We start from the raw sequence: 24,209 nt of genomic DNA, 5'->3' as shown, positions 1-24,209 counted from the left end.
CGCCACACGCACGATGAGGCGCGCCTTTATGATCGGAGCAGATCATGAATAACAACAACAACGACCAAAGCCTTACGCAAATCGAAACCCACGGGGTCGAGCAGATCCCGGACCACGAACGCACTGCAGGCCCGACGGACTTGTTCCGGATGATCTTCGGTGGTTCGAACACCTTTGCCACCGCCGTGCTCGGCAGTTTCCCGGTGCTGTTCGGCCTGTCTTTTCAGGCTGGCGTCTGGGCGATTGTGCTGGGCGTGCTGCTGGGTTCGCTGATCCTCGCACCGATGGGCCTGTTCGGCCCGATCAACGGTACCAACAATGCCGTGTCCTCCGGTGCGCACTTCGGCGTGCACGGGCGGATCGTCGGTTCATTCCTGTCGCTGTTGACCGCTATCGCGTTTTTCTCGCTCTCGGTGTGGAGTTCGGGGGATGCGCTGATCGGTGGTGCGAAACGCCTGATCGGTTTGCCGGAAACCGACCTGACCCTGGGCCTGGCCTACGGTCTGTTCGCGATTCTGGTGCTGACCGTGTGCATCTACGGCTTCCGCTTTCTGCTGTGGGTGAACAAGATCGCGGTGTGGAGCGCCAGCCTGTTGTTCCTGCTGGGCATCTTCGCCTTTGCCGGTCCTTTCGACGTGAATTACGCCGGCACAGTGAGCCTCGGTCAACCGGGCTTCTGGGCGGCGTTCATCGGCGCTGCGCTGGTGGCGATGAGCAACCCGATTTCCTTCGGTGCGTTCCTCGGCGACTGGTCGCGCTACATCCCGCGTGACACCTCCAAGCAACGGATCATGGCCGCCGTGGTGCTGTCGCAGATCGCCACGTTCATCCCGTTCCTGTTCGGTCTGGCCACCGCGACCATTGTCGCGATCAAGGCGCCGGACTACATCGCGGCGAACAACTACGTGGGCGGTTTGCTGGCGGTGTCGCCGAGCTGGTTCTTCCTGCCGGTGTGCCTGATTGCGGTGATCGGTGGCATGTCCACCGGCACCACTTCGCTGTATGGCACCGGGCTGGACATGTCCAGCGTGTTCCCACGCGTGCTGTCGCGGGTCAAGGCGACGCTGCTGATCGGCGTGCTGTCGATTGCCTTCATCTTCATCGGGCGCTTCGCGGCGAACCTGGTGCAGAGCGTGTCGACCTTCGCTGTGCTGATCATCACCTGCACCACCCCGTGGATGGTGATCATGATCATCGGCCTGCTGGTACGTCGCGGCTTCTACTGCCCGGATGACTTGCAAGTATTCACCCGTGGCGAACAGGGCGGCCGCTACTGGTTCAACCACGGATGGAACTGGCGTGGTCTGGGCGCGTGGATCCCGAGCGCGGCGGTTGGCCTGTGCTTCGTCAACCTGCCGGGGCAGTTCGTCGGCCCGCTGGGCGAGATGGCCGGTGGCATCGACATCAGCTTGCCGGTGACCCTGGGCCTGGCGTCGGTGGTGTACCTGACGCTGCTGAGCCTGTTCCCGGAACCACGGGAAGTGTTCGGCCCGAAGGATGCCCGCAGCCAAGTCGGGGAACCGTCGACTAAAGCGCAAGCCGCCTGAGTAAACGCCTATCCCCTGTGGGAGCGAGCTTGCTCGCGAAAGCGATCTTTCAGTCACATCACTTTTGAATGTGCCGACGCCTTCGTCGGATCGCCGCCCGGAGCGAGCTCGCTCCCACAGGAGACTGAATTCAGCCTCACATAAAAAAGACAATCGGAGACACGCCATCATGGCTTTGGATTTATTCGTCGTCCTCATCTACGCCGCCGGCATGCTCTTGCTCGGCTACTACGGCATGCGCAAGGCCAAGACCAACGAGGACTTTCTGGTCGCCGGGCGTAACCTCGGCCCAAGCCTGTACATGGGCACCATGGCCGCGACCGTACTCGGTGGCGCGTCCACCGTCGGCACCGTGCGTCTGGGCTACGTGCACGGCATCTCCGGTTTCTGGCTGTGCGCGGCACTGGGCTGCGGCATCGTCGCGCTGAACCTGTTTCTCGCCAAACCGTTGCTGAAACTGAAGATCTACACCGTTACCCAGGTCCTGGAAAAACGCTACAACCCGATGGCCCGCTCGGCGAGCGCGGCGATCATGCTGGCCTACGCGCTGATGATCGGCGTGACCTCGATCCTGGCGATCGGCACCGTGCTGCAGGTACTGTTCGGCCTGCCGTTCTGGATCTCCGTGCTGCTTGGCGGTGGTGTGGTGGTGATCTACTCGGCGATTGGCGGGATGTGGTCGCTGACCCTGACCGACATCGTCCAGTTCATCATCAAGACCGTCGGCCTGATGTTCATCCTCTTGCCGATCTGCCTGTACCGCGTTGGCGGGTGGGACGAACTGGTGCTGAAGCTGCCGGCAGCGGCGTTCAACCTCACCACCATCGGCTGGGACACGATCATCACCTACTTCATGATCTACTTCTTCGGCATCCTGATCGGTCAGGACATCTGGCAACGGGTGTTCACCGTCAAGACCGCCAAAGTCGCCCAATACGCCGGCAGCATCGCCGGTATCTATTGCATCCTCTACGGTCTGGCCTGCGCGCTGATCGGCATGGCTGCGCACGTGCTGATCCCGGATCTGGACAACGTCAACAACGCCTTCGCCGCCATCGTCAAACTGTCGCTGCCGGACGGTATCCGGGGCCTGGTGATCGCCGCTGCGCTGGCGGCCATGATGTCCACCGCCAGTGCCGGCCTGCTCGCGGCGGCCACCACCCTGACCGAAGACCTGCTGCCGAAACTGCGTGGCGGCAAACAATCGAGCCTGGGCATCAACCGCCTGTTCACCTTGCTGACCGGTGTCGTGGTTCTCGGCATCGCGCTGGTGGTGAACGATGTGATCAGCGCCCTGACCCTCGCCTACAACCTGTTGGTGGGCGGCATGCTGATCCCGCTGATCGGCGCGATTTTCTGGAAACGTGCGACCACCGCCGGCGCCATCGCCAGCATGGGCCTGGGTTTCGCCACCGCGCTGCTGTTCATGTTCAAGGACGGTCTGGATGCCAACACGCCGATCTACTACAGCCTGGCGGTCGGCCTGGTGAGTTTTGTAGTGGTCAGCCTGGTCTCCCCTCGTCCGGCAACCGCGGCGAGCGCGATCTAAGCTTCGATGTAACGACTTGATGCTTTCTTCGACGGGTGTGGCGTCGGTTGCCACACCCGTTTTTTTGGGTCTGGAGAAACAGTGAATATGAAGATCGTTCCCCGCGATCAATGGTTTGAAGTGCAGACGTTGAGCGATGGCATCCGGCTGATTCATGAGCCGTACATTCGCCCGTTCTATCGCTGCAACCTTTGGCACGTTCAGGGCCGCGACAAAGACTTGTTGCTGGACAGCGGCTCGGGACTGGTCAGCCTGCGCGAGCAGTTGCCGTGGATCACCGAGCGGCCGCTGGTGGCAGTGGCCAGTCATTGCCACTTCGACCATATTGCCGGGCATCACGAATTCGCCGAACGTCTGGTGCATCCGGCGGAGGCGGATATTCTCGCCGCGCCGGATGGCGAGAATGACTTGAGCCGCGCCTTCGTCGGCGACGACATGTTCGAGGCGCATCCCGATTGCCCGTTGTGCTACGCCGAATACCGGGTCAAGGCTGCGCCGGCCACCGGATGGGTCGAGGACGGCGACGTGCTGGACCTGGGCAACCGCACGCTGCAAGTGCTGCACACACCGGGGCATTCACCGGGCGGAATCAGCCTGTACGAAGCCGCGACGCAAACCCTGTTCAGCGGCGACATCATCTACAACGGGCCGTTGATCGAAGATGCCTACCACTCCAATCTGCACGATTACGCCGCCAGCCTGCGCCGCTTGCAGGCATTACCGGTCCGTACCGTTCATGGCGGGCATTTCGGCAGTTTTTCCGGCGAGCATTTGCGTTCGATGATTGACGAATGGTTGCGCGGCCACGCATGAGGCCTGCTGTACTCAAGCAAGAAAACAACTAGAAATATCTGCCATGAGAAGAGCTGCCGTGCGTGCCGCCGTGCACCGATACATTCGGCGCCTGCTGGAGTCGCGTGAATTCACCGACAACACCAGCCTGGTGCAATTGGGCCTGGAAAAGGCGGATATCGAAGATCTGATCTTTCATCTGGAGGATGAATTCGGACTGACGGCATTCACCGCCGAGGAAGACCGGATGCTCAAGACCGCGAAAACGGCGAAGGACTTGAGCCGGTTTTTGCTGGAGATTGGCAGGCATTGAGAGGATTTGCCAAACACGTCCACAGGGCTGAGATAAAACCCTGTGGCGAGGGAGCTGGCTCCCACCGAGCTGCGCAGCAGCCGCCAATTGTGCCTGACAGACGTTGCTCACTGACTTTACGACTGCTGCGCAGCCGACCGCGAGCAAACTGCCTCGCCACAACTAGTGGCACTCACAGGCTGATTTACCTACCGGCGCCGTTGTTGACGGCGGCGCTGCTCGTCATCGGTGCGAATCGGTACAGGTTGCAGAGGCGGTTCGATCAAGCCGAGGGCGACACCCAAGTCGTGCAGCCAGTTTTGAATTTTCTCTTTCATCGTCATGCCCCCTTCAGGGTGGTGCTGAGCGGCCGGAATTCTGAGGCCGCTTCGCACTGATAATAGTCCGAAGTCCTACGCAATGCTCGGGCAAATCCGCAATGATCTGTTACTGAATTGAACAGAATTCGCGGGCATGGGTTCACGCCGTTTCTCGCGCTTCAATCTGAGCCGCAGGATAGACAGCCTGCTGCACCTCGACCCACGCGTTCAGGTTGGCGCCGACCATGCCCTTGCGCCACATGAGCCATGTTGTCGCACCCACGAATGGCTCGGCCAACAGGTGCGCGGCGACACTCTCGCGCCCAGGCAGACTGGCGAGCATCGACTCCGACATCAGCGCGACCCCACTGCCGGCAATCACGCAGGCGAGCATGCCCTGGTAGGACTCGATCTCCATCGCGCGGCCCATCGTCGCGTGATAGTGCGAAAACCACGCCTCCAGGCGCATGCGGTAGGAACAGCCACGACGAAAGGTAAACACCGAGCGCCCTTCCACATCCTTGGCGCTGCGTACCGGCGGGTGATCGGTTTCGGTGATCAGCACCAGACGTTCCTCGCACAGCGGCACGCCATCGAGCCCGGCCAGTTCCAGCGGGCCGTCCACCAGCGCGGCGTCGAGGCGCCCGGTCAGCAAACCTTCCAGTAATTCGCCGCTCGGCGCCGATTGCACCTGCAGGTTCACCGCCGGGTATTGCTTGTGATAACGCGCCAACAGGGCCGGCAGATGAATCGCCGCCGTGCTGTACATGGTACCGAGGACAAAGTCGCCGGCCGGTTGCCCGCCCATCACCGCCGCACTGGCCTGATCGCGCAGGGCAAACAGCTTGCCGGTGTAGTCCAGCAGGACTTTTCCCGCAGGTGACAGCTGCAAACGCTGACGCTCACGCACGAACAGTTCGACGCCCAGCTGTTCTTCCAGCTGTTTAAGGCGCGTCGACAGGTTCGACGGCACTCGGTGCAAGCGTTCGGCGGCGCGGGTGATCGAGCCTTCTTCGGCGACCGCCTGAAAAATCCGCAGCTGGCTGAACTCCACAAGCCTTCTCCTTAACTGAACAAGTTACTCACTATTATTCAATTTTAAAGAAAGTCAATCAGTCCTAGCCTGACGGTCATTGATCCTTCAACGGAATCCCGACCATGTCGCCACTGATTCGCTTATCCGCCTGCTTCGTCGCCCTGATGATGGCCATGGGCATCGGCCGTTTTGCCCTCACCCCGCAAATGCCGCACCTGCTCAGCGAAGGCCAGATCGACCTGACAGCCGCCAGTCTGATTGCGGCGGCCAATTACCTTGGTTATCTGCTGGGTGCGGTGGATGCGATGTTCGCCCATCGCCCGCAACAGGTGCAGCGGCGTCTGCACGGCGGCTTGTGGTTGTGCGTGTTGCTGACCCTGGCATCGTTCTGGGCCAATGGTTTCTGGTCACACCTGGTGTTGCGCTTTGGCACCGGGGTGGCCAGTGCCTGGGTGCTGGTGATGATCACTTCCCTGAGTCAGCCCCTGGCGGCGGCAGCGGGTCGCCCACGTCTCGGAGCGCTGGTTTTTGCCGGGCCGGGTCTGGGGATTGTTCTGACGGGATTGCTGGCACTGATCTCACATCTGTTGCAGCAAACATCTTCGACGTTGTGGCTGATATACGCAGCGGCCGCACTGCTGATGATGCTGGGCGTCTGGCGGCTTCTGCCGCAGCCGGTCGCGGCGCAAGCGGTCACTGCGGCGAGCGGTAGCGCCTCACATCGCGGCATCGGGCGTCTGGGCGTGATCTACGCCCTGTACGGCATCGGCTACATCATCCCGGCGACGTTTCTTTCGCAGATGGCCAACGCGCAGTTTCACGGACAGTGGCAGGCGGATCTGTTCTGGCCGTGCTTCGGTCTCGGCGCCGCGATCGGCGTGGTACTGGTGAGCTTGCGCCGGCACGATCCGCAGACCACGCGGCACTGGTTGATGGCGACGTTGTGGCTGCAGGCCGCCGGGGTGTTTGCCTGTCTGCTAGGCAACGGTCTCGGCCTGGCACTCGGCGTGATGCTTTGCGGAACACCGTTTCTGGCGTGCATGCAACTGGTCATGCAGCGCTCGCGGGAACTGGCGCCCCACGCGACCCAGCGCAACGCCGGCCTGCTGACCGCCTGCTTTGCCGTCGGTCAACTCAGCGGTCCGTTACTGGCGGCGTTGAGCACACATTTCAGCGCCAGCCTGCATCCCGCGCTGGTGATCGCCGGCAGCGGTTTGCTGATCGCCGGCGGGCTGGCCATGCACTCGACTAACCCTGGCCGAGCGCTTTGCGCAAACGCCGACGCACCCACTGCTCAGCGCTGACAAAGGTGATGCCGAGCAACACCAGCACGGCGCCGATGACGAAGTTCACGCTCAGCGGTTCGCCGAGCAACAACACGCCGAAGGTGACGCCGAACAGCGGCGTCATGAACGAGAACACCGCGAGGTTGGCCGCCAGATAACGGCGCAGCAGCCAGAACCAGATCAGGTAACTGAAGAATGACACCACCAGGCCCTGGAACAGCACGCTGGCCACTGCCACGGGTGTCAGGCTGACATGGCTGATCTGGCCGCTGAACAGCGCGATCAACAACAGGCCGAGGAAGCCGACGATCAACTGATAGAACAGGGTCAGCGTGACCGGCGCTTCCGACAGCCGCGAGGCACGCACTACGACAGTGGTCGCCCCCCAGCAGGCGCCCGCGAGCACACCCAAGGCATCGCCGAGCAGCATGCGGTGGTCGAGGTTATCCCACGACACGCCGCCGGCGAAGGCTATCGCAATACCGATGAACGCGAGCAGGATGCCCAACCATTGCAACGGCCGCAGGCGTTCGCTGGCCAACAGAAAATGCACGCCCAGTGCGGTGAAAATCGGCGCGGTGTAGAGGAACACCGACATGTGCGCCGCGGTGGTCAGCTGCAAGCCTTCGGCGATGAAGAAGAACTCCAGACCAAACAGCGCACCGGCCAGCAAGCCGCCACGCCAGGTGTTGCCGACCTGCTCCCAACCGCCCTTCCAGCAAATCAGCAAGCCCACCAGCAGCGCGGAAATCCCCGAGCGCCCCGCCGCCTGCATCACCGGGGCAATGTCCGCTGCAGCCCACTTGATCATCACCTGCTGCACGCCCCAGATCAGGCACAGGCCGATCATCACCTGCAGGGCAAAACGATCGGCATTGCGCCGATCGACACTCACGGCAACACCTCGATTACACACAACATGGCAGGCCATCCAATGGTCACAAATCAATGTCGGGGATTATCAATCAGCCAGACAGAAAAAGCCGTCTGGAAAAGACATTCAGTTTGTCTGTTGCGTCAGCGGGGAATGGTTGTCGGCTGCGCCGCGAAGCGCTGGCAAGCCAGCTCCCACAATGACCGGTTGCTCACTGAGCCTTTGTTCGACACAAAACCCTGTGGGAGTCTGACTTGCCAGCGATGACGTCAGCTCAATCAACCCAGCTCAAGAGGCTGAATTGAGCAGTCGTCTGGTCAGCAAAAACCCGACAGTACAAGCCACAGCCGTGGCAAACGTCCCCCACGCCCAATCCATCAGGGTTACCTGCACCGACCACCCGCGCAACGTCGCCCAATTGGTCAGGTCATAGGTGCCATACGCCACCAGCCCCAGCAAAGCCCCGCGCTTCGCCGCCCATTGCCACGTCGCCGCCGGCAACACCGCAAACACCACGCAGCCAAAAACATACAGGCAATAAAAAACCGCTGCCGGAACCAGCAACGGTTTTTCGAGCATCAGCGCACCGAGCAACTCGCGATAGGTCGGCGCCATCAACAGGCCGAGCCAGATACCGTCGAGCAGCAGAAATGCCAACAGCGTGGAGATATAAGCAAGCAGCGTTTTTTTCATTTACCCGACCTCGAATGAGCCCATGCAACATGGGCTCCGAAAGGCTCAGGTTAGTTCAATGCGATCGGCATGAATGACGATCTTGCCATCCTTGTACAACGAACCGATGGCCTTCTTGAAGTTGCCCTTGCTGACGCCGAACAGGCTGCTGATCAGTGCCGGATCGCTCTTGTCGCTGACCGCCAGGGTGCCGTCGTTTTCGCGCAACTTGGTGAGGATCTTCGAACTCAGGCTGCTGGCCGCTTCCTGACCCACCGGTTGCAGGCTGAGACTGATTTTGCCGTCGGCGCGCACTTCCTTGATGAAGCCCTTCTCGCGCATGCCGGAACGCATGAACTTGAAGATCTCATTCTTGTGGATCAATCCCCAGTGCTTGTTGTTGATGATCGCCTTGAAGCCCATGTCGGTGGCTTCGGCCACCAGCAGATCGACTTCCTGCCCGGCACTGTAGTTGGCCGGGGTTTTGTCGAGGTAACGATCCAGGCGCGCGGTGGCGGTGATGCGCCGGGTGTGCTTGTCGAGGTAGACGTGCACCACGCAGTACTCGCCGGCCGTCATCTGCCGTTTTTCTTCGGAATACGGCAGCAACAGATCCTTCGGCAAGCCCCAATCGAGGAACACACCGATGCTGTTGACTTCAACAACTTTCAGGCTGGCAAATTCACCGACCTGAACTTTTGGTTTTTCCGTGGTAGCGAGAAGTTTGTCTTCGCTGTCCAGATAAATAAATACGTTGAGCCAGTCTTCATCTTCGCTGGGAATATCTTTGGGGATATAACGGTTGGGCAAAAGAATTTCGCCGTCGGCACCGCCGTCCAGATATAAACCGAAGTTAGTGTGTTTAACCACTTGCAAACTGTTGTAACGCCCGACTAAAGCCATTTCCAGAACCCTCATTGCGTGGGCGGCATTCTACCCGGTTTTACCGACAACGTCGGGCGGCAGATCGGCACGTTGCGCAAAATCTGCGCGGAGTCTTGATTTTCCTTGGCTGCGCACGCGCCAGGTGCCGCTCGTCAGTCGGGTGCGGTCCATGCCCGCGTGATATCAGCGCGCCCCAAAGCATCAATGTTCTTATTTAAAACAGCAGGTTAGGCAGATATTCCAAGTAATTAATCGACAATAATGCAGTAACCCAGTGGGTTATTCCGGGGGATATTTACCAAGCAATTGTCAAGTTATTCCTGTACGATGCCTGGCCGAGTTACTTTTCTACAGGTTAATGGCCGCCATGCGTGTAAAAGCATCCACCAGCAAAGCAAAGCCAGCTCCAGCCGTTGAAACCAGCGAATCGATCAACGATCAGATCGCAGCGTTCCTCAAGTCCGGCGGCGAAATTCAGCAAATTGCCAAAGGCGTCAGTGGCCAGACGTTCGGTCCGTCCAAGCAGATCAGCCTGGGCAAGAAGTAACACCCGGTTTCACACCCGTCCAGAGGCGCTTTGAGCTTCGAAGCGCCTGGACTGGCACCGCATCAGACCCTCCTCGCTTTAAACAAATCACACAGCAAATATTCAGTAATCGACGAACGGCCATCAATGCCGATCATTCGCCGGTATCCTTGCACGCGTCTAGATCAAGCGTTTCAGCAGGCCCGCCGCCTGCGCTCGCTGTTCATGGAGTGACGCATGCGCACATCTTCCCGTTTATTGCTTGCAGGCCTGCTGGTCTGCTCGACCGTGCACGCGCAGATCTTCCAGCGGGAACTCGGCGATTTCGACCTTAAACTGGGCACCACTCCCGCCCGCAGCATGGCGCAAGGCCTGGTCAAACCGGCGGCGGTCGGCTCGTTCCACGGCGGCCTCGACCTGAGCCACAACAGCGGTCTCTATTTCGGCCAATATGCACCCAGCATGGGTATCACCCCGGGCAAAGACCTCGAAGTCGATTCCTACATCGGCTTTAAACAACCCTTCGACCAGACGCTCGGCTACGAAGTCGGGATGATTCACTACAGCTATCCCGAAGTGGACACCCTCGACAGCCAGGAGCTGTTCGGTGGCCTGACGCTGCTCGGCAGTCGTTTCGGCGTGGCCCTGAGCAACGATCCGGATAAACAGAACAACACGTTGTTTGCCGATCTTGGCGGCAATCAACCGTTCGGCATTGGTGTCAGCATGAAATACACCACCCACCAACTGAACACGCCGGTCGCCGTCGACGGTGGGTATGTCAGCAGTTTTACCGACTGGTCAGTGAAACTGTCCCGGCCGTTCATGGGCGTCGATCTCGACCTGATCTACAGCAACTCCAGCCTCAGCGGCAGCGATTGCTCGGCTTATTCCGGGCACAACAGCCAGTGCGACGGCCTCGTTACCCTCAAGGCTGCGCGCGCGTTCTATTGATCGGCTGAACTGCCGGGTTCATTCTGCGTTCACATAAGAATCAGATTCCCCAGGCTGGCCATCGCAAGGATTCGCCCATGTCTCGCTGGTTCAAGCACATTACCGCACTGTTGATCTTCACCCTCGCCCTTGGCGCCTGCAGCCGCGTCGGCCTCGCGTACCGCAACCTCGACGTGATCATTCCATGGTCGCTCAGCGACTACGTGGACATGAACGGCGAGCAGAAAGACTGGTTCAACGAACGCCTCAAGACCCACCTGAGCTGGCACTGCACCACGCAATTGCCCGGCTATCTCGACTGGCTGGATCGTTTGCAGACCATGGTTGAAACCAATCAGGTAAGCGACGCGGCACTGCAAGCGCGAACCGCAGAAGCCAAACAGGCCATCGCCGATACTGCGCGCCAGATCACGCCGTCGGCCATTGAACTGCTGCAAGGGCTGGACGATAAACAGGTCGCGGAAATGAACGACGCCTTTGCCAAGGACCTGCGCAAACGGGAACGGGAATACGTCAAACCCCCGCTGGCCCAGCAGATTGCCGAACGCGGCGCACGCATGGACAAGCGCTTGACCGATTGGCTGGGCCCGCTGAGCGTTACCCAGGAACAACGGGTGATGGCCTGGTCGACCGCACTTGGCGATCAAAACGCCCAGTGGATCGCCAACCGCGCGCACTGGCAGCAGCAATTCAGCGCCGCCGTGGCCCAGCGCAACAGTGCCGAATTCCCACAGCGCATCGAAACGCTTCTGGTCAATCGCGAACGTTTATGGACACCGGAGTACCAGAAGGCTTACGCCAATACCGAAGCCCAAGCGCGTGCGTTGTTTGTGGATCTGATGGCCGACAGTACGCCGCAACAGCGCCAGCGGTTGCTGAAGAAGATCGAGGGAGTGCGCAAGGATTTCAACGACCTCAAGTGTCTCAAGGCCGCACAGAGAAACTGAAAAAACAGAGACCCAATGTGGGAGCGGGCTCGCTCGCTCCCACACAAGACCTTCAGGCGATCTGCGCCTTGGAAGCGACGACATCGAACGTCGCCTCAGCCAGCGCATCTTCCTGCTCATCCAGCACCTGGCGCGGATGGTCATTACCGGGAATGCTGCTGTCGATCAGACTCAACAGGCTCGATCCGCGCGGCGTCAGCACAAAATTGTTCCCCGTGCTGCCCTCCTCATCCGGACGCGGGGCGATGTAGCCACGCAACAGCAGCAACCTTTCATACTCGCAGGCCAGCGTTTTCAGATGATCCAGATTCTCGATCGGTTCGCCGGCGCCGGCTTTCTCCGCCGCATAGTCTTCGGCATAGGCCCGCGGGGCAAAACTGTGGCCAGCGCTGTTCTGCACTTCGTGCAGCAAGCGCTCAATCAAATCCCAGTTATAAGTCGTCATCCTGATTCAACCTCCGGTGCGCGTGATTATTGGCGCGTTCATAGGTTGTGACCGAGGCCGTCCGCAGCCGTTCAGCCGCATTTTCCGCGCCGACCGACCGGCGGTCTGTCGATTGCTCCCAGGGCTAAACGACTAGTCTGAAACACACGGTTTCAACCCCGCAGGAGAAATCATCATGAACGTTGAGAATCATCCGGTGGTGTCGCGCGAAGAATGGCTCGCTGCCCGCAAGCAGCACCTGGCGGACGAAAAGGCCTTCACCCGGGAGCGCGATCGCCTCAGCGCCAAGCGCCGCGCATTGCCGTGGGTGAAAATCGACAAGGACTACCGTTTCCAGGGCCCGGACGGCGAGCTGAAACTGGCCGACCTGTTCGGCCAACACAGTCAACTGGTGGTTTACCACTTCATGTTCGCCAAGGGCTGGGAAGAAGGTTGCCAAGGCTGCTCGTTCCTCAGCGACCATATCGACGGCGCCAACCAGCACCTGGCCCATCACGACATTGCCGTGGTCGCCGTTTCACACGCACCGTTCAGCGAGTTTCAAGACTTTAAACGGCGGATGGGCTGGAAATTCGCCTGGGTGTCGTCAGACGGCTCCGATTTCAACTACGACTTTGCTGTCTGCGCTCGGGCCGAAGACGCCGAGGCCGGAAAAGCTACGTACAACTACGAAAAAACTGACAGCTGCGAAGAAGAAATGCCCGGGCTGAGTGTGTTCTATCGCGATCAGGCAGGAGAGATTTTCCACACCTATTCAACCTATGCCCGTGGGCTGGACATGTTGGTCGGCGCCTATCACTACCTCGACCTCACACCCAAGGGCAGGAACGAAGACGAGATCATGGAATGGGTGCGGCATCATGACCGGTATGAGGGACAAACCCCTTCAAGTTGCTGCCATACGAGCTGAAAGCCTGCGCAGACTGAACTTTTCATCGCAGCGAGGCCTCCACCGGTTAACCCGCCTTACCCGGACCGGAGGCCTGCCCCGATGAAAAACCTGATCAAGCTCACCCTCGCCGCTACCCTCGCCTGCGCCCTGCCCGTCTGGGCCTGCACGCCGGAAGAAGCCACTGCCAAGCGTGAACAACTGGCCAGGGAAGTCGCCAAACTCACGGAGCAGAATCCGGCCAAGGCCAAGGAGATCAACGCCGAGTTGCAGAAGATGGACCTGGGTACGGCCAGCAAGGATTTGCCGGACAAGTGCCAGTTGATTGATCAGCGGTTGAAAGAGTTGGGCACCACCGAGAAAAAAGCCGAGAGCTGAAAAACCAGGATCGCAGCCTGCAACAGCACCTACCCCGATCACCGTAGGAGTTGTCACAGGCTGCGATTTTTTGCCTTCGAAAATGCATTAATGCATTTATTTTCTTGCATAAATGCATATCAAGACTAAGGTTACGTTGAGCGAGGAGATCGGCACCGTTCATCGAAGATGAAAACCGTTAGCCACCGATTGCTCGGCAACATCGCGACACCACACAAGCTGGACGCTTGTTTTCACTCATGGAGGATTGAAAGATGTTAACCACTGAAGCAACCCGATTTACCGGCGAAACCCTGCCAAGGTGCCTTATCGGCGCTTTGCTCGACCCACAACTGGTCGAAGCCGAAGCCGCTGAACAGGTCAGCGCCCTGGCCGCCAGTCTCAACTTCAACATGCAGCAGCAAACTCAGACCAATTGGTGCTGGGCCGCCGTTTCCGCCTCGGTCGGCAACTATTACGGCACGGGGTCCTGGACCCAGTGCGGGGTGGCCAGCGCGGCGCTGGATCGCAACTGCTGTAATCAACCCGGCCCGTGCAACGTCTACGGCTATCTGGACACCGCGCTGCGGATCACCCGCAGTTACAACGGCATGAATCAGGGCTCGTTGCAGATGTCAGCCATTCGGAACCAGATCAGCATGGGCCGCCCGGTCGGCCTGCGCTGCGCCTGGTACGGCGGCGGTGCGCACTTCCTGACGATCTATGGCACCAACGGCGACTACGTGCTGGTGGCGGATTCGATCTACGGCTACTCGACTCGTGCACTGAATGCCTTCCCCCGTTCGTACAACGGTGGCGGCAACTGGACCAACACTTATTTCACCGTGAAAAACTGAGGAGGGCGACATCATGCAACTGACGTATCCAAAGGCGCCTTCCAACGGCGTACAGACTTTGCGCCCGGCGCTGCAAGCCGCGCTGCAAACCCGGGGCTTTGGCGCCAACCGCCAGTTCGCCAACGCCGCAGCGGCGAAGATCAGCCTCAGCGAGGCCTACCGCGGCTATTCGCTGAGCCTGGATGACCTGAGCGCCGGCAAAGGTCTGCGCAACGCGCGGATCGGCGACTGGCACTACCTGGTGTTCGCCGATGACGTAACGATCGCCGATGCCCAGTTGGCCGAAGTCCGGGGTCACGTCGAGTTCGCTTCGTTGAACCACGGCAACCTCGCCGCCGCCACGGTAGGGGCGCTGAAACTGGCGGAGCAAGCGCCGCACCTGCAAGGCAAGACCGTTGAGCTGCGGGTGTTGTTTGTATCGGCGCTCAACGTTGTGGCGATCTGGCTGCACGCTGATGACGAAGACGTGCTGATCCCGATCGAGCCGACACCCAAGGACCTGGCCGGCACCCGGTTATACAGCGAGGCCGCCCTGCTCGCCGCGCTGAAACCGGCGGCAGATCAGGCAAAACGCCGCTTCGACGCCGACACCAGCGGTCTGTTAGGAAACTGATAAACGCTGGACGAAAAAAAACCCGGACATTATTCCGGGTTTTTTCTGCGTGCCTGAAAAGCCTTACTCAGCGGCAGGCGCGGCCGGCTTGCGGCGCTTGAGCGGGGCCATGCCATCGCTGCTCACCAGCGAGTCCGGTTTCGGCCGGTTGACGCTCTTGCGCTTGGTCGGCGTCTTGGCGGCGGTTTTTTTCTTGTCGCCCTTGGCGTCGGTCTTTTTCTTCTTCACGCCAACGGCTTTACCCGAGGCCTTGACCTTTTTCGGTCCACCGTAGGTGCCTTTGACTTCCTTGATCGTGCGGCGCTCGAAGCTTTGCTTGAGGTAGCGCTCGATGCTCGACATCAGGTTCCAGTCGCCGTGGCAGATCAGCGAGATCGCCAAACCATCGTTGCCGGCACGGCCGGTACGACCGATACGGTGTACGTATTCGTCGCCGCTGCGTGGCATGTCGAAGTTGATCACCAGGTCCAGACCATCTACGTCCAGACCTCGGGCCGCGACGTCGGTCGCCACCAGGATCTTCACGCCGCCCTGCTTCAGACGGTCGATCGCCAGTTTGCGATCCTTCTGGTCTTTTTCGCCGTGCAGCACGAACGCCTTGTATTCCTGAGCCACGAGGCGGCCGTAGATGCGGTCGGCCATGGCACGGGTGTTGGTGAAGACGATGGCCTTCTGATAGGTCTCGTTGGCCAGCAGCCAGTTCACGATCTGTTCTTTGTGCTGGTTGTGGTCGGCCGTGATGATCTGCTGACGGGTGGTCGAGTTCAGCTGGCTGACCGCGTTGAGCTGCAGGTGCTCAGGGTTGTTCAAGACCTTGGCGATCATCTCGCGCAGGCCGGAACCGCCGGTGGTGGCGGAGAACAGCATGGTCTGCTGACGGTTCGGGCATTCGTCGACCAGACGCTGTACGTCTTCGGCGAAACCCATGTCGAGCATGCGGTCGGCTTCATCGAGCACCAGCACTTCGACTTCTTTGAGGTCGAGGTTGCCGGCGTTGAGTTGCTCGATCATCCGCCCCGGGGTACCGATGAGGATGTCCGGCACCTTGCGCAGCATGGCAGCCTGGACCTTGAAGTCTTCACCGCCGGTGATCAGGCCCGACTTGATGAAGGTGAACTGCGAGAAGCGCTCGACTTCCTTCAGGGTCTGCTGGGCCAGTTCGCGGGTCGGCAGCAGGATCAGGGTCTTGATGCTGACGCGGACCTTGGCCGGACCGATCAGGCGGTTGAGGATCGGCAGGACAAAAGCGGCGGTCTTGCCGCTACCGGTTTGCGCCGTCACCCGCAGGTCACGCCCCTGGAGCGCCAGCGGAATGGCCGCAGCTTGCACAGGCGTTGGCTCGACAAATTTCAGCTCGGCCACGGCTTTGAGCAGGCGTTCGTGCAGGGCGAATTGGGAAAACACGGGTGCTACCTCGAAGATATGCAAAAAAACAGCTGCATAGGTTACCGGTTTCGAGCGCTCAGGCCGAGTTTCTTTATACAAACGGGCGTAATCAGTGGCTTTTTTGTTGCTCGATTTGTCTCCAACGGTAATACACGGCGTCTTAAATGCTCTAATCGCCCATCGCGTCTTACAGAAGAATCGTTGCTCACATGGATTTCAAACAGCTCTGGCTCAAAGCCCAAGACCTCTGGGGTGTCCTCGAACAGCACCCGCTCCTGCAATCCGGCCTGGCGCTGATGCTGCTATTGGTGATCGCACTGGTCCTCGGACGAGTGGCGCGTTATCTGATCCTGCACGCCAGCCGCATGCTCGGACGCCAACCGGCCCTGCACTGGATCAACGACTTTCGCCACAACAAGGTGTTTCAGCGCCTGGCGCAGATGACACCGTCGCTGGTGATCCAGTTCGGCCTGCATCTGGTGCCGGAACTGAGCAAAACCGCGATGACCTTTCTCGGCAACGTGGCATTGTCGTTCACCATTCTGTTCCTGTTGCTGTCGGTGAGTGCCCTGCTCAATGCGCTGCTGGACATCTACGCGCGCACCGAACATGCCCGTACCCGCTCGATCAAGGGCTATGTGCAACTGGCGAAAATGGTGCTGTACGTGTTCGGCGCGATCATCATCGTCGCCACATTGATCGACCGTTCGCCACTGTTGCTGCTCTCCGGTCTGGGTGCGATGTCGGCGGTGATTCTGTTGGTCTACAAGGACACCCTGTTGTCGTTTGTCGCCAGCGTACAACTGACCAGCAACGACATGCTGCGGGTCGGTGACTGGATCGAAATGCCCCAGGTCGGCGCCGATGGCGACGTGGTCGACATCACCCTGCACACGGTCAAGGTGCAGAACTTCGACAAGACCATCGTTTCAATCCCGACCTGGCGCCTGATGTCCGAGTCGTTCAAGAACTGGCGCGGCATGCAGCAGTCCGGCGGTCGGCGGATCAAGCGCAGCCTGTTCATCGACGCCAGCGGCGTGCGCTTCATCCGCGACGATGAAGAAGAAAAACTCTCCCAGGTGCACCTGCTGACCGACTATATGAGCCGCAAGAAAGCCGAGCTCAAGGCATGGAACGAGGCGCAGGGTAATGTCGCGGCAATGTCGGCGAATCGTCGGCGGATGACCAATATCGGCACCTTTCGCGCGTATGCATTGGCGTATCTGAAGAGTCATCCGGAGATTCAACCGAACATGACCTGCATGGTCCGCCAGATGCAGACCACGGCGCAGGGCATTCCGCTGGAAATCTACTGCTTCACCCGCACCACGGCGTGGGCCGATTACGAGCGGATTCAGGGGGATATTTTCGATTACCTGCTGGCAGTGCTGCCGGAGTTTGGCTTGAGCCTGTATCAGCAACCGAGTGGCGGGGATTTGCGCTCGGGGTTGTTGCCGGCGGTGTTGGGTTCCGCGCACATTCCCGTGCCTGAAAAACACCTCATGTAACGCACGATCCGTGCAGGAGCTGCCGCAGGAAAAAAAACGCAACCGAAGTTGCGTTTTTTCTGCCCAGGGTTATTTGGCCTGCCGTTGCGGCGCCTTGTGCACCATGGTGTAGGCGTAATCGACGCCCATGCCGTAAGCGCCGCTGTGTTCCAGCACCAGTTCCATCACTGCTTCATAAGTCTCTTTATGCGCCCAGTCACGCTGGAATTCGAGCAGCACTTGCTGCCAGGTGACCGGCACCGCGCCCGCCTGAATCATCCGTTGCACCGACATGTCGTGGGCTTCTTTGCTGGTGCCGCCGGACGCGTCGGTCACGATGTACACCTCATAACCTTCCGCCAGGGCTTCGAGGGCCGGGAAGGTCAGGCAGACCTCGGTCCACAGCGCGGCAATGATCAGCTTCTTGCGCCCGGTGGCTTTGACCGCGTCGACCAGCGCCTTGTCTTCCCAGGAGTTCATCGAGGTGCGCTCGATCGGCTTCTGCTCAGGATGAACCGCCAACAGCTCAGGCCAGATGTAACCGCTGAAGCTCTCGGTTTCCACCGAGGTGTAGATCGTCGGCACGTTGAAGATCTTCGCCGCCTTGGCCAGGCCCACGGTGTTGTTCTTCAGGGTCTGACGGTCGATCGACTGCACGCCGAAGGCCATTTGTGGCTGGTGGTCGATCAGGATCAGAGCGGAGTTGGTTGGGTTGAGCAGTTCACGAATAGACATGGCGCGTTCCTTTTGATGTCGATGATGTCGGGTCAGTAAGGGTTGGTCGACGTTGCCGGGGTCGACGTTGCCGGGGTCGGCGTTGTTGTCGGCTTGGATGTCACTTTAGGGGCTGGCAGATAAAGGGACAATTCCCTAAAATCGAGAATCATTGATTCTAAAAAAGGGACAATCATGGATCGCATCGAATGCATGCGCGCCTTCGTGGTGACAGTCGGCGAAAACGGCTTCGCCGCCGCGGCACGCGCCATGGATGTGCCGCGCTCGAAAGTCAGCAAACAGATCCAGGCGCTGGAAGAAGCCATCGGCGTGCAACTGCTGCAACGCACCACGCGCAGCCTGCACCTGACCGAAGCCGGCGCCGAGTATTTTGAAGCGGCGCGCGAGGTCATTGCCGCCCTGGACGAGGCCGAGCAGCGCGCACGTGACGGGATTGGCGAGTTACGCGGCGTATTGCGCGTGAATGCGCCGATGTCGTTCGGCTTGCGGCGCTTGGGCAAACTGATCCCGCTGTTCCATGAGCAACACCCGAACATCGAGCTACAACTGGTGCTCAGCGATCAACAGGTCGATCCGGTACGGGGCGGGTTCGACGTGACGATCCGCATTGCGAGCATGCCCGACTCGACCATGATCGCCCGGCAACTGGCGCCGGCACCGCGAATCATGGTCGCCTCCCCGGCCTACCTCGAACGCGCCGGGATTCCGCAGACGCCAGAGGATTTGCGCACACACCAATGCCTGAACTACGGCTATCTGCAAAGCGGTGTGAGTCTGCAACTGTGCAATGGCAAGGAGACACAGCGGGTCAACGTCACCGGGCCGTTGCACGCGAACAATGGCGACTTGCTCGCGCAGGCGGCCGAGGCCGGAATGGGAATTGCGCTGCTGCCGGACTTCATCGTCGAAGAAGCCTTGGCGGCGGGTCGGCTGGTACCGGTGCTGTGCGAATGGCAGGCACCGGCGATCAGCATCAACGCGGTGTATTCCTCGGCGCGGCGGGTGCCGCAGAAGACCCGGGCGTTCATTGAGTTTCTGGTGACGCAACTGGCCCTGCGCTGACAACAAAATTCCCAGGGGGTCATGCGGTGCGTTTGATCCCCAACCGGCTAATCCATACAGCGGCGAGGATCACACTGCCGCCGAGGAACAACCGCCCAAGTTCTTCGTGCTGGTTCCAGATCAGCAAATTCAGCAGCAGCCCCACCGGCACGTGCAGATTGTTCATCACCGCCAGCGTGCCACCGTTGACCATGCACGCGCCTTTGTTCCACCAGTACAGGCCCAATGCGGTCGAGACCAGACCAAGGAACAGCAACACGCCCCACTGCAGCGGTGCTTCGGGCAGGAAGTTGGCCTTGCCGAACAGCAGGAACGCCGGCAACACCACCGCCAGTGCGCCGAGGTAGAAGAAGCCGAAACGCCGGTAATGCGGCAGGTCGCTGGGGTGTTTCGCCACCAGATGCTTGTACAGCACCTGCCCGGCGGCATAGGTGAAGTTGGCCAGTTGCAGCAGCAGGAAACCCATGAAGAAGTCCGGGTTGATCCGGTCGAAGCGGATCACTGCCGCGCCCCCTACCGCGACCAGCGCGGCGATCAGCGCCCATGGATTGAAGCGGCGGTTCAGTGCGTCTTCGATCAGGGTTACGTGCAGCGGCGTGAGAATGGTGAACAGCAACACCTCCGGCACCGTCAGCACGCGGAAGCTCAGGTACAGGCAGACGTAGGTCACGCCGAACTGCAACGCGCCGATCAACAGCATGCCGCGCATGAACGCCGGTTCCACCGAGCGCCAGCGCGTCAGCGGGATAAATACCAGTCCGGCCAGCACCACGCGCACCAACACCGCGAAGTAACTGTCGACGTGACCGGCCAGGTATTCGCCGATCAGACTGAAGGAAAACGCCTGGATCAGCGTGACAAAAAGTAGATAGCCCATGCTCGCCTCTGTTTCGAATGGCGGCGACGATAGCGTTTTTTTGGCCCGACCGCGAACGTGTGTCTACTGACACTCCGCAATCGCGGGCACGCCCGCTCCCACTGGGGATTTTTGGTGCTCTGGTAAATCGCGGGCAAAAAAAAGCCCGATCTCGCTAATGCGTTCAATCGGGCTACAGCACTCAGGAGCAACAAGTGCAAAGGGAGGTTCGATGCGCGTAGAGCCTTGAAGGGGTTGCGCCAGGTCACTAGAACAATCGGCGATTATCTGGCGATTAACATATCAAGCGACCTGGGACAGTTTGGCGTTGGCCTGATTCAGGCCCTTCTCCTGGAAGTCGCCACCCAGGTTCATGCCTTCGGCGTGGATGAAGGTCACGTCGTGGATGCCGATAAAGCCCATCACCTGACGCAGGTACGGTTCCTGATGGTCGGCCGGGCCGCCGGCGTAGATACCGCCGCGAGCGGTCAGCACGTAGGCACGCTTGCCGCTGAGCAGGCCTTGCGGGCCGGTTTCGGTGTACTTGAAGGTCACACCGGCACGCAGCACGTGGTCGAGCCAGGCCTTGAGGGTGCTCGGGATGGCGAAGTTGTACATTGGCGCGGCCATCACCAGCACGTCGGCTGCCAGCAGCTCATCGGTCAATTGGTTGGAGCGATCCAGCGAGGCTTGTTCGCTGTCGTTACGCTGCTCGGCAGGCTTCATCCAGCCACCCAGCAGGTTGCTGTCCAGGTGCGGCACCGGGTTCACGGCAAGATCACGCACGGTGATCTGATCAGCAGGATGCGCCGCTTTCCACTGGTTGATGAAGGTCTGGGTCAGCTGACGGGATACCGAGTCTTGCTGGCGGGCGCTGCTTTCAATGATCAGAACGCGGGACATGGTGTGTAGCCTCCATCCGAGAATGTTGTAGGTCGATGGAGTGAAGGTTAAACAGTGTCCAATCGATGAAAAAGCGCAAATAATTGCTGCAAAACATCGAATAATTAGTTTAGATGCTGATCCATAGCCTGCTGGAGTCAGCCTGCTCGCGATAGCGGGTGTCAGAGCAATCATTATTGACTGACACGCCGCTATCGCGAGCAGGCTCACTCCTACAGGAACAGGTGTTATTTCGGGGTGCAGGTCAGTTTGATACGCAGCTTGATAATCTCGCGGGTGAATTTGGCCGTGGCGTTTTTATGTTTGCCGGCTGCCACTTCGATGTTACGGGTGCGCGGTGCTTCCGGGCCATTGGTAAACACAGCCTTGCAGACGGCATCGACATCGCCGTAGTTGGCTACCCGAATGGAGCCGATGTCGTTGTCGGTATCGAAAGTCTCGTAGTCGATCTTCATGCCGTTGAGATCTTTCTGCACATCAATCGGATAAGCAAAAGCAGTCAGCGGAAGCAGCGCCAGCAGCACACAACAGAATTTTTTCATTCGGCAGTCTCCATGAGGGACAGCCAGCTTAGGACAAGAGGAGCTATTGATGAAAGCGCCCCGCGTGACCCTGGATCAATGGCGAACACTGCAGGCTGTGGTCGACCACGGCGGATTCGCCCAGGCTGCCGAGGCCCTGCACCGTTCGCAATCGTCGGTGAGCTACACCGTGGCGCGCATGCAGGACCAGCTCGGCGTACCGCTGTTACGCATCGACGGGCGTAAGGCGGTACTCACCGAAGCCGGCGGCGTATTGCTGCGGCGCTCGCGCCAACTGGTAAAGCAGGCCAGCCAGCTGGAAGACCTCGCCCACCACATGGAGCAAGGCTGGGAAGCCGAGGTGCGGCTGGTGGTCGATGCGGCCTACCCGAGCGCCCGCATCGTCCGCGCGCTGACCGCGTTCATGCCGCAGAGCCGTGGTTGCCGGGTACGTCTGCGCGAAGAAGTGTTGTCGGGGGTCGAAGAAGTGCTGCTTGAAGGCGTCGCCGATCTGGCGATCACTGGCCTGAGCATTCCCGGCTACCTCGGCGCCGAGTTGAGCGACGTCGAGTTCGTTGCCGTCGCCCACCCTGACCACGCCCTGCATCGGCTCAATCGCGAGCTGAGCTTTCAGGATCTGGAAACCCAGATGCAGGTGGTGATCCGCGATTCCGGCCGGCAGCAGCCGCGCGACGTCGGCTGGCTCGGCGCCGAACAGCGCTGGACCGTCGGCAGCCTCGCCACCGCCGCCACCTTCGTCAGCAGCGGCCTGGGGTTTGCCTGGCTGCCGCGGCACATGATCGAGCGGGAATTGAAGGAAGGCACGCTCAAGCTGCTACCGTTGGATCAGGGCGGCAGCCGCAACCCGAGTTTTTACCTGTACTCGAACAAGGACAAACCCTTGGGCCCGGCCACGCAAATTCTCATCGAACTGCTGCGCACCTTCGATACGTTGCCTCTGGATGCGTCGTACGCCGCCCCCGAACAAGCCTGACACGGAGTTCACCGATGGCCTATTTCGAACATGAAGGTTGCAACCTGCACTACGAAGAATATGGCCACGGCACGCCGTTGCTGCTGGTTCACGGGCTCGGTTCGAGCACCCTTGACTGGGAAATGCAGATCCCGGCCCTGGCCGCGCACTACCGGGTGATCGTCCCGGACGTTCGCGGTCACGGTCGCTCGGACAAACCCCGCGAGCGCTACAGCATCGCCGGGTTCAGCGCCGACCTGCTGGCGCTGATCGAACACCTCAACCTCGGCGCGGTGCATTACGTCGGGCTGTCGATGGGCGGGATGATCGGTTTTCAGTTCGCCGTCGATCAACCGAAAATGCTGAAAAGCCTGACCATCGTCAACAGCGCGCCCGAAGTCAAAATCCGCAGCCGCGACGATTACTGGCAGTGGTTCAAGCGCTGGAGCCTGATGCGCCTGCTCAGCCTCGCGACCATCGGTAAAGCGCTGGGCGGCAAGCTTTTTCCGAAACCCGAACAGGCCGGTCTGCGGCAGAAAATGGCCGAACGCTGGGCAAAAAACGACAAACGTGCTTATCTCGCCAGCTTCGATGCAATTGTTGGCTGGGGCGTTCAGGAACGACTTTCCCGGGTGACCTGTCCAACCCTCATCGTCAGCGCCGACCGTGACTACACGCCGGTCTCGCTGAAAGAAACCTATGTAAAACTGCTGCCCGATGCGCGGCTGGTGGTGATCGCCGATTCGCGCCACGCCACCCCGCTCGATCAACCCGAACGCTTCAACCAAACGCTGCTGGATTTTCTTGCCGCAGCCGATACTCAATCTCAGGATCACTGACCCATGCTGAAAAAACTCGCCCTCGCCGCCGGCACCGTGCTGTTTGCTGCCAACCTGATGGCTGCCACCCCGGCCAAAGCGCCACACGTGCTGCTGGACACCACCAACGGTCAGATCGAAATCGAACTGGACCCGGTCAAGGCGCCGATCAGTACCCAGAACTTTCTCGACTACGTCAACAGCGGCTTTTACACCAACACCATTTTCCATCGGGTGATCCCGGGCTTCATGGCGCAGGGCGGTGGTTTCACCCAGCAGATGCAACAGAAAGACACCAAAGCGCCGATCAAGAACGAAGCCAGCAACGGCCTGCATAACGTTCGCGGTACCTTGTCGATGGCGCGCACCTCCAATCCAGACTCGGCCACCAGCCAGTTCTTCATCAACGTGGCTGACAACGCGTTCCTCGATCCGGGCCGCGACGCCGGTTATGCGGTGTTCGCCAAAGTGGTCAAGGGCATGGACGTCGTCGACATCATCGTCAACTCGCAAACCACCACCAAACAAGGCATGCAAAACGTGCCCGTCGACCCTGTGATCATCAAGTCGGCCAAAGTCATCAACTAAGCTGTACAGGGCGTATCGAGCGGCGTGAGTTCTACCCCA

28 protein-coding genes are annotated in these 24,209 nt (G+C 59.9%); 17 read left to right on the top strand and 11 right to left on the bottom strand.

The window, feature by feature from the left end:
* Positions 1-44 precede the first annotated feature (44 nt).
* From HV782_RS08245 to HV782_RS08230, 4 genes are all read left to right on the top strand, one after another.
* Entirely contained in the window at positions 45-1,547 is a 1,503-nt protein-coding gene (locus HV782_RS08245; RefSeq protein ID WP_123465607.1) for a purine-cytosine permease family protein, read from the top strand.
* Positions 1,548-1,716: 169 nt separating this feature from the next.
* A complete protein-coding gene (locus tag HV782_RS08240) occupies positions 1,717-3,096 on the top strand; it encodes a sodium:solute symporter family protein (RefSeq protein WP_186744650.1) in 1,380 nt (459 codons plus the stop codon).
* Between the two features lie 87 nt (positions 3,097-3,183).
* Positions 3,184-3,909, top strand: coding sequence for an MBL fold metallo-hydrolase (locus tag HV782_RS08235; protein WP_128615125.1), 726 nt, complete (start codon positions 3,184-3,186; stop codon positions 3,907-3,909).
* 43 nt (positions 3,910-3,952) lie between these two features.
* On the top strand, positions 3,953-4,201 hold the full coding sequence (locus HV782_RS08230) for an acyl carrier protein (protein WP_128615124.1): 249 nt from the start codon (positions 3,953-3,955) through the stop codon (positions 4,199-4,201).
* Between the two features lie 188 nt (positions 4,202-4,389).
* Here the strand turns inward: HV782_RS08230 and HV782_RS28725 are convergent, their stop codons facing one another.
* Together HV782_RS28725 and ptrR are read right to left on the bottom strand one after the other, a co-directional pair.
* Positions 4,390-4,518 carry a PA1414 family protein gene (locus HV782_RS28725; protein WP_007914492.1) on the bottom strand — a complete coding sequence of 43 codons (129 nt, stop codon included), beginning with the start codon at positions 4,516-4,518 and terminating at the stop codon, positions 4,390-4,392.
* Positions 4,519-4,660: 142 nt separating this feature from the next.
* Positions 4,661-5,554 carry a putrescine utilization regulator PtrR gene (gene ptrR / locus HV782_RS08225; RefSeq protein ID WP_123465599.1) on the bottom strand — a complete coding sequence of 298 codons (894 nt, stop codon included), beginning with the start codon at positions 5,552-5,554 and terminating at the stop codon, positions 4,661-4,663.
* A 104-nt stretch (positions 5,555-5,658) separates the two neighbouring features.
* Between ptrR and HV782_RS08220 the strand changes: the two genes are divergently transcribed.
* Entirely contained in the window at positions 5,659-6,840 is a 1,182-nt protein-coding gene (locus HV782_RS08220; protein WP_186744648.1) for an MFS transporter, read from the top strand.
* Here HV782_RS08220 and HV782_RS08215 read toward each other — a convergent pair.
* The 3 genes from HV782_RS08215 to HV782_RS08205 all read right to left on the bottom strand — a co-directional run bounded on the left by HV782_RS08215 (position 6,785) and on the right by HV782_RS08205 (position 9,271).
* Positions 6,785-7,717: a DMT family transporter gene (locus tag HV782_RS08215; protein ID WP_128615122.1), complete on the bottom strand. Its 933-nt coding sequence runs from the start codon at positions 7,715-7,717 to the stop codon at positions 6,785-6,787. The two genes, HV782_RS08220 and HV782_RS08215, sit on opposite strands and share 56 nt — an antisense overlap.
* Before the next feature lie 267 nt (positions 7,718-7,984).
* On the bottom strand, positions 7,985-8,389 hold the full coding sequence (locus tag HV782_RS08210) for a DUF2177 family protein (RefSeq protein WP_123465593.1): 405 nt from the start codon (positions 8,387-8,389) through the stop codon (positions 7,985-7,987).
* Positions 8,390-8,434: 45 nt separating this feature from the next.
* Complete coding sequence (locus tag HV782_RS08205; protein ID WP_123465591.1) at positions 8,435-9,271, bottom strand: CvfB family protein; 837 nt, start codon at positions 9,269-9,271, stop codon at positions 8,435-8,437.
* Between the two features lie 340 nt (positions 9,272-9,611).
* On the opposite strand from HV782_RS08205, the gene HV782_RS08200 reads away from it, so the two are divergent.
* From HV782_RS08200 to HV782_RS08190, 3 genes are all read left to right on the top strand, one after another.
* The gene (locus tag HV782_RS08200; protein WP_016985943.1) at positions 9,612-9,800 is read left to right on the top strand and encodes a PFL_1563 family small protein; all 189 of its coding nucleotides are present in this window, start codon (positions 9,612-9,614) and stop codon (positions 9,798-9,800) included.
* Positions 9,801-10,016: 216 nt separating this feature from the next.
* Positions 10,017-10,733, top strand: coding sequence for a TorF family putative porin (locus tag HV782_RS08195; protein ID WP_123465589.1), 717 nt, complete (start codon positions 10,017-10,019; stop codon positions 10,731-10,733).
* A 77-nt stretch (positions 10,734-10,810) separates the two neighbouring features.
* Positions 10,811-11,680: a DUF6279 family lipoprotein gene (locus tag HV782_RS08190; RefSeq protein ID WP_186744646.1), complete on the top strand. Its 870-nt coding sequence runs from the start codon at positions 10,811-10,813 to the stop codon at positions 11,678-11,680.
* Between the two features lie 52 nt (positions 11,681-11,732).
* On the opposite strand, the gene HV782_RS08185 is transcribed toward HV782_RS08190, so the two are convergent.
* Positions 11,733-12,125: a transcriptional regulator gene (locus tag HV782_RS08185; protein ID WP_128615120.1), complete on the bottom strand. Its 393-nt coding sequence runs from the start codon at positions 12,123-12,125 to the stop codon at positions 11,733-11,735.
* A 175-nt stretch (positions 12,126-12,300) separates the two neighbouring features.
* Between HV782_RS08185 and HV782_RS08180 the strand changes: the two genes are divergently transcribed.
* The 4 genes from HV782_RS08180 (at position 12,301) to HV782_RS08165 (ending at position 14,841) form a co-directional block, all read left to right on the top strand.
* Positions 12,301-13,035 carry a DUF899 domain-containing protein gene (locus tag HV782_RS08180; protein ID WP_128615119.1) on the top strand — a complete coding sequence of 245 codons (735 nt, stop codon included), beginning with the start codon at positions 12,301-12,303 and terminating at the stop codon, positions 13,033-13,035.
* An 81-nt stretch (positions 13,036-13,116) separates the two neighbouring features.
* On the top strand, positions 13,117-13,392 hold the full coding sequence (locus HV782_RS08175) for a hypothetical protein (protein ID WP_186744644.1): 276 nt from the start codon (positions 13,117-13,119) through the stop codon (positions 13,390-13,392).
* Positions 13,393-13,646: 254 nt separating this feature from the next.
* Positions 13,647-14,228, top strand: coding sequence for a C39 family peptidase (locus HV782_RS08170; protein WP_186744642.1), 582 nt, complete (start codon positions 13,647-13,649; stop codon positions 14,226-14,228).
* 13 nt (positions 14,229-14,241) lie between these two features.
* Complete coding sequence (locus HV782_RS08165) at positions 14,242-14,841, top strand: hypothetical protein (RefSeq protein WP_186744640.1); 600 nt, start codon at positions 14,242-14,244, stop codon at positions 14,839-14,841.
* 63 nt (positions 14,842-14,904) lie between these two features.
* Here HV782_RS08165 and HV782_RS08160 read toward each other — a convergent pair whose 3' ends face one another.
* A complete protein-coding gene (locus HV782_RS08160) occupies positions 14,905-16,245 on the bottom strand; it encodes a DEAD/DEAH box helicase (RefSeq protein WP_123465575.1) in 1,341 nt (446 codons plus the stop codon).
* Positions 16,246-16,436: 191 nt separating this feature from the next.
* On the opposite strand from HV782_RS08160, the gene HV782_RS08155 reads away from it, so the two are divergent.
* Positions 16,437-17,735: a mechanosensitive ion channel family protein gene (locus tag HV782_RS08155; protein WP_186744638.1), complete on the top strand. Its 1,299-nt coding sequence runs from the start codon at positions 16,437-16,439 to the stop codon at positions 17,733-17,735.
* Positions 17,736-17,804: 69 nt separating this feature from the next.
* On the opposite strand, the gene HV782_RS08150 is transcribed toward HV782_RS08155, so the two are convergent.
* Entirely contained in the window at positions 17,805-18,449 is a 645-nt protein-coding gene (locus HV782_RS08150) for a hydrolase (protein ID WP_123465571.1), read from the bottom strand.
* Positions 18,450-18,623: 174 nt separating this feature from the next.
* On the opposite strand from HV782_RS08150, the gene HV782_RS08145 reads away from it, so the two are divergent.
* On the top strand, positions 18,624-19,511 hold the full coding sequence (locus tag HV782_RS08145; protein ID WP_186744636.1) for a LysR family transcriptional regulator: 888 nt from the start codon (positions 18,624-18,626) through the stop codon (positions 19,509-19,511).
* A 19-nt stretch (positions 19,512-19,530) separates the two neighbouring features.
* On the opposite strand, the gene HV782_RS08140 is transcribed toward HV782_RS08145, so the two are convergent.
* The 3 genes from HV782_RS08140 to HV782_RS08130 form a co-directional block, all read right to left on the bottom strand.
* Positions 19,531-20,388: a carboxylate/amino acid/amine transporter gene (locus HV782_RS08140; protein WP_123465567.1), complete on the bottom strand. Its 858-nt coding sequence runs from the start codon at positions 20,386-20,388 to the stop codon at positions 19,531-19,533.
* A gap of 282 nt (positions 20,389-20,670) precedes the next feature.
* Positions 20,671-21,270: an FMN-dependent NADH-azoreductase gene (locus HV782_RS08135; protein ID WP_123465565.1), complete on the bottom strand. Its 600-nt coding sequence runs from the start codon at positions 21,268-21,270 to the stop codon at positions 20,671-20,673.
* A 227-nt stretch (positions 21,271-21,497) separates the two neighbouring features.
* The gene (locus HV782_RS08130; protein WP_016985956.1) at positions 21,498-21,812 is read right to left on the bottom strand and encodes a hypothetical protein; all 315 of its coding nucleotides are present in this window, start codon (positions 21,810-21,812) and stop codon (positions 21,498-21,500) included.
* A gap of 49 nt (positions 21,813-21,861) precedes the next feature.
* Between HV782_RS08130 and HV782_RS08125 the strand changes: the two genes are divergently transcribed.
* From HV782_RS08125 to HV782_RS08115, 3 genes are read left to right on the top strand one after another with little or no spacing between them, the layout of a single operon-like run.
* Positions 21,862-22,785, top strand: a complete 924-nt coding sequence (locus tag HV782_RS08125) for a PA3225 family LysR-type transcriptional regulator (RefSeq protein WP_123465563.1) — start codon at positions 21,862-21,864, stop codon at positions 22,783-22,785.
* A 14-nt stretch (positions 22,786-22,799) separates the two neighbouring features.
* Positions 22,800-23,603 carry an alpha/beta fold hydrolase gene (locus HV782_RS08120; protein ID WP_186744634.1) on the top strand — a complete coding sequence of 268 codons (804 nt, stop codon included), beginning with the start codon at positions 22,800-22,802 and terminating at the stop codon, positions 23,601-23,603.
* Positions 23,604-23,606: 3 nt separating this feature from the next.
* Entirely contained in the window at positions 23,607-24,170 is a 564-nt protein-coding gene (locus HV782_RS08115) for a peptidylprolyl isomerase (RefSeq protein ID WP_186744632.1), read from the top strand.
* Positions 24,171-24,209 lie beyond the last annotated feature (39 nt).

Origin of the sequence: Pseudomonas monsensis (assembly GCF_014268495.2) — a bacterium.
GTDB lineage: Bacteria > Pseudomonadota > Gammaproteobacteria > Pseudomonadales > Pseudomonadaceae > Aquipseudomonas > Aquipseudomonas monsensis.
The sequence above is the reverse complement of the archived record's forward strand: the minus strand, read 5'-3'. Positions and strand labels throughout refer to the sequence as shown.

What these genes read in the sequence shown, in the direction of transcription:
- HV782_RS08245 (WP_123465607.1), top strand. Translation starts at nt 45, where the DNA reads ATGAATAACAACAACAACGACCAAAGCCTTACGCAAATCGAAACCCAC.
- HV782_RS08240 (WP_186744650.1), top strand. Translation starts at nt 1,717, where the DNA reads ATGGCTTTGGATTTATTCGTCGTCCTCATCTACGCCGCCGGCATGCTC.
- HV782_RS08235 (WP_128615125.1), top strand. Translation starts at nt 3,184, where the DNA reads ATGAAGATCGTTCCCCGCGATCAATGGTTTGAAGTGCAGACGTTGAGC.
- HV782_RS08230 (WP_128615124.1), top strand. Translation starts at nt 3,953, where the DNA reads ATGAGAAGAGCTGCCGTGCGTGCCGCCGTGCACCGATACATTCGGCGC.
- HV782_RS28725 (WP_007914492.1), bottom strand. Translation starts at nt 4,518, where the DNA reads ATGAAAGAGAAAATTCAAAACTGGCTGCACGACTTGGGTGTCGCCCTC.
- HV782_RS08220 (WP_186744648.1), top strand. Translation starts at nt 5,659, where the DNA reads ATGTCGCCACTGATTCGCTTATCCGCCTGCTTCGTCGCCCTGATGATG.
- HV782_RS08210 (WP_123465593.1), bottom strand. Translation starts at nt 8,389, where the DNA reads ATGAAAAAAACGCTGCTTGCTTATATCTCCACGCTGTTGGCATTTCTG.
- HV782_RS08205 (WP_123465591.1), bottom strand. Translation starts at nt 9,271, where the DNA reads ATGGCTTTAGTCGGGCGTTACAACAGTTTGCAAGTGGTTAAACACACT.
- HV782_RS08200 (WP_016985943.1), top strand. Translation starts at nt 9,612, where the DNA reads ATGGCCGCCATGCGTGTAAAAGCATCCACCAGCAAAGCAAAGCCAGCT.
- HV782_RS08195 (WP_123465589.1), top strand. Translation starts at nt 10,017, where the DNA reads ATGCGCACATCTTCCCGTTTATTGCTTGCAGGCCTGCTGGTCTGCTCG.
- HV782_RS08190 (WP_186744646.1), top strand. Translation starts at nt 10,811, where the DNA reads ATGTCTCGCTGGTTCAAGCACATTACCGCACTGTTGATCTTCACCCTC.
- HV782_RS08185 (WP_128615120.1), bottom strand. Translation starts at nt 12,125, where the DNA reads ATGACGACTTATAACTGGGATTTGATTGAGCGCTTGCTGCACGAAGTG.
- HV782_RS08180 (WP_128615119.1), top strand. Translation starts at nt 12,301, where the DNA reads ATGAACGTTGAGAATCATCCGGTGGTGTCGCGCGAAGAATGGCTCGCT.
- HV782_RS08175 (WP_186744644.1), top strand. Translation starts at nt 13,117, where the DNA reads ATGAAAAACCTGATCAAGCTCACCCTCGCCGCTACCCTCGCCTGCGCC.
- HV782_RS08170 (WP_186744642.1), top strand. Translation starts at nt 13,647, where the DNA reads ATGTTAACCACTGAAGCAACCCGATTTACCGGCGAAACCCTGCCAAGG.
- HV782_RS08165 (WP_186744640.1), top strand. Translation starts at nt 14,242, where the DNA reads ATGCAACTGACGTATCCAAAGGCGCCTTCCAACGGCGTACAGACTTTG.
- HV782_RS08155 (WP_186744638.1), top strand. Translation starts at nt 16,437, where the DNA reads ATGGATTTCAAACAGCTCTGGCTCAAAGCCCAAGACCTCTGGGGTGTC.
- HV782_RS08150 (WP_123465571.1), bottom strand. Translation starts at nt 18,449, where the DNA reads ATGTCTATTCGTGAACTGCTCAACCCAACCAACTCCGCTCTGATCCTG.
- HV782_RS08145 (WP_186744636.1), top strand. Translation starts at nt 18,624, where the DNA reads ATGGATCGCATCGAATGCATGCGCGCCTTCGTGGTGACAGTCGGCGAA.
- HV782_RS08140 (WP_123465567.1), bottom strand. Translation starts at nt 20,388, where the DNA reads ATGGGCTATCTACTTTTTGTCACGCTGATCCAGGCGTTTTCCTTCAGT.
- HV782_RS08135 (WP_123465565.1), bottom strand. Translation starts at nt 21,270, where the DNA reads ATGTCCCGCGTTCTGATCATTGAAAGCAGCGCCCGCCAGCAAGACTCG.
- HV782_RS08130 (WP_016985956.1), bottom strand. Translation starts at nt 21,812, where the DNA reads ATGAAAAAATTCTGTTGTGTGCTGCTGGCGCTGCTTCCGCTGACTGCT.
- HV782_RS08125 (WP_123465563.1), top strand. Translation starts at nt 21,862, where the DNA reads ATGAAAGCGCCCCGCGTGACCCTGGATCAATGGCGAACACTGCAGGCT.
- HV782_RS08120 (WP_186744634.1), top strand. Translation starts at nt 22,800, where the DNA reads ATGGCCTATTTCGAACATGAAGGTTGCAACCTGCACTACGAAGAATAT.
- HV782_RS08115 (WP_186744632.1), top strand. Translation starts at nt 23,607, where the DNA reads ATGCTGAAAAAACTCGCCCTCGCCGCCGGCACCGTGCTGTTTGCTGCC.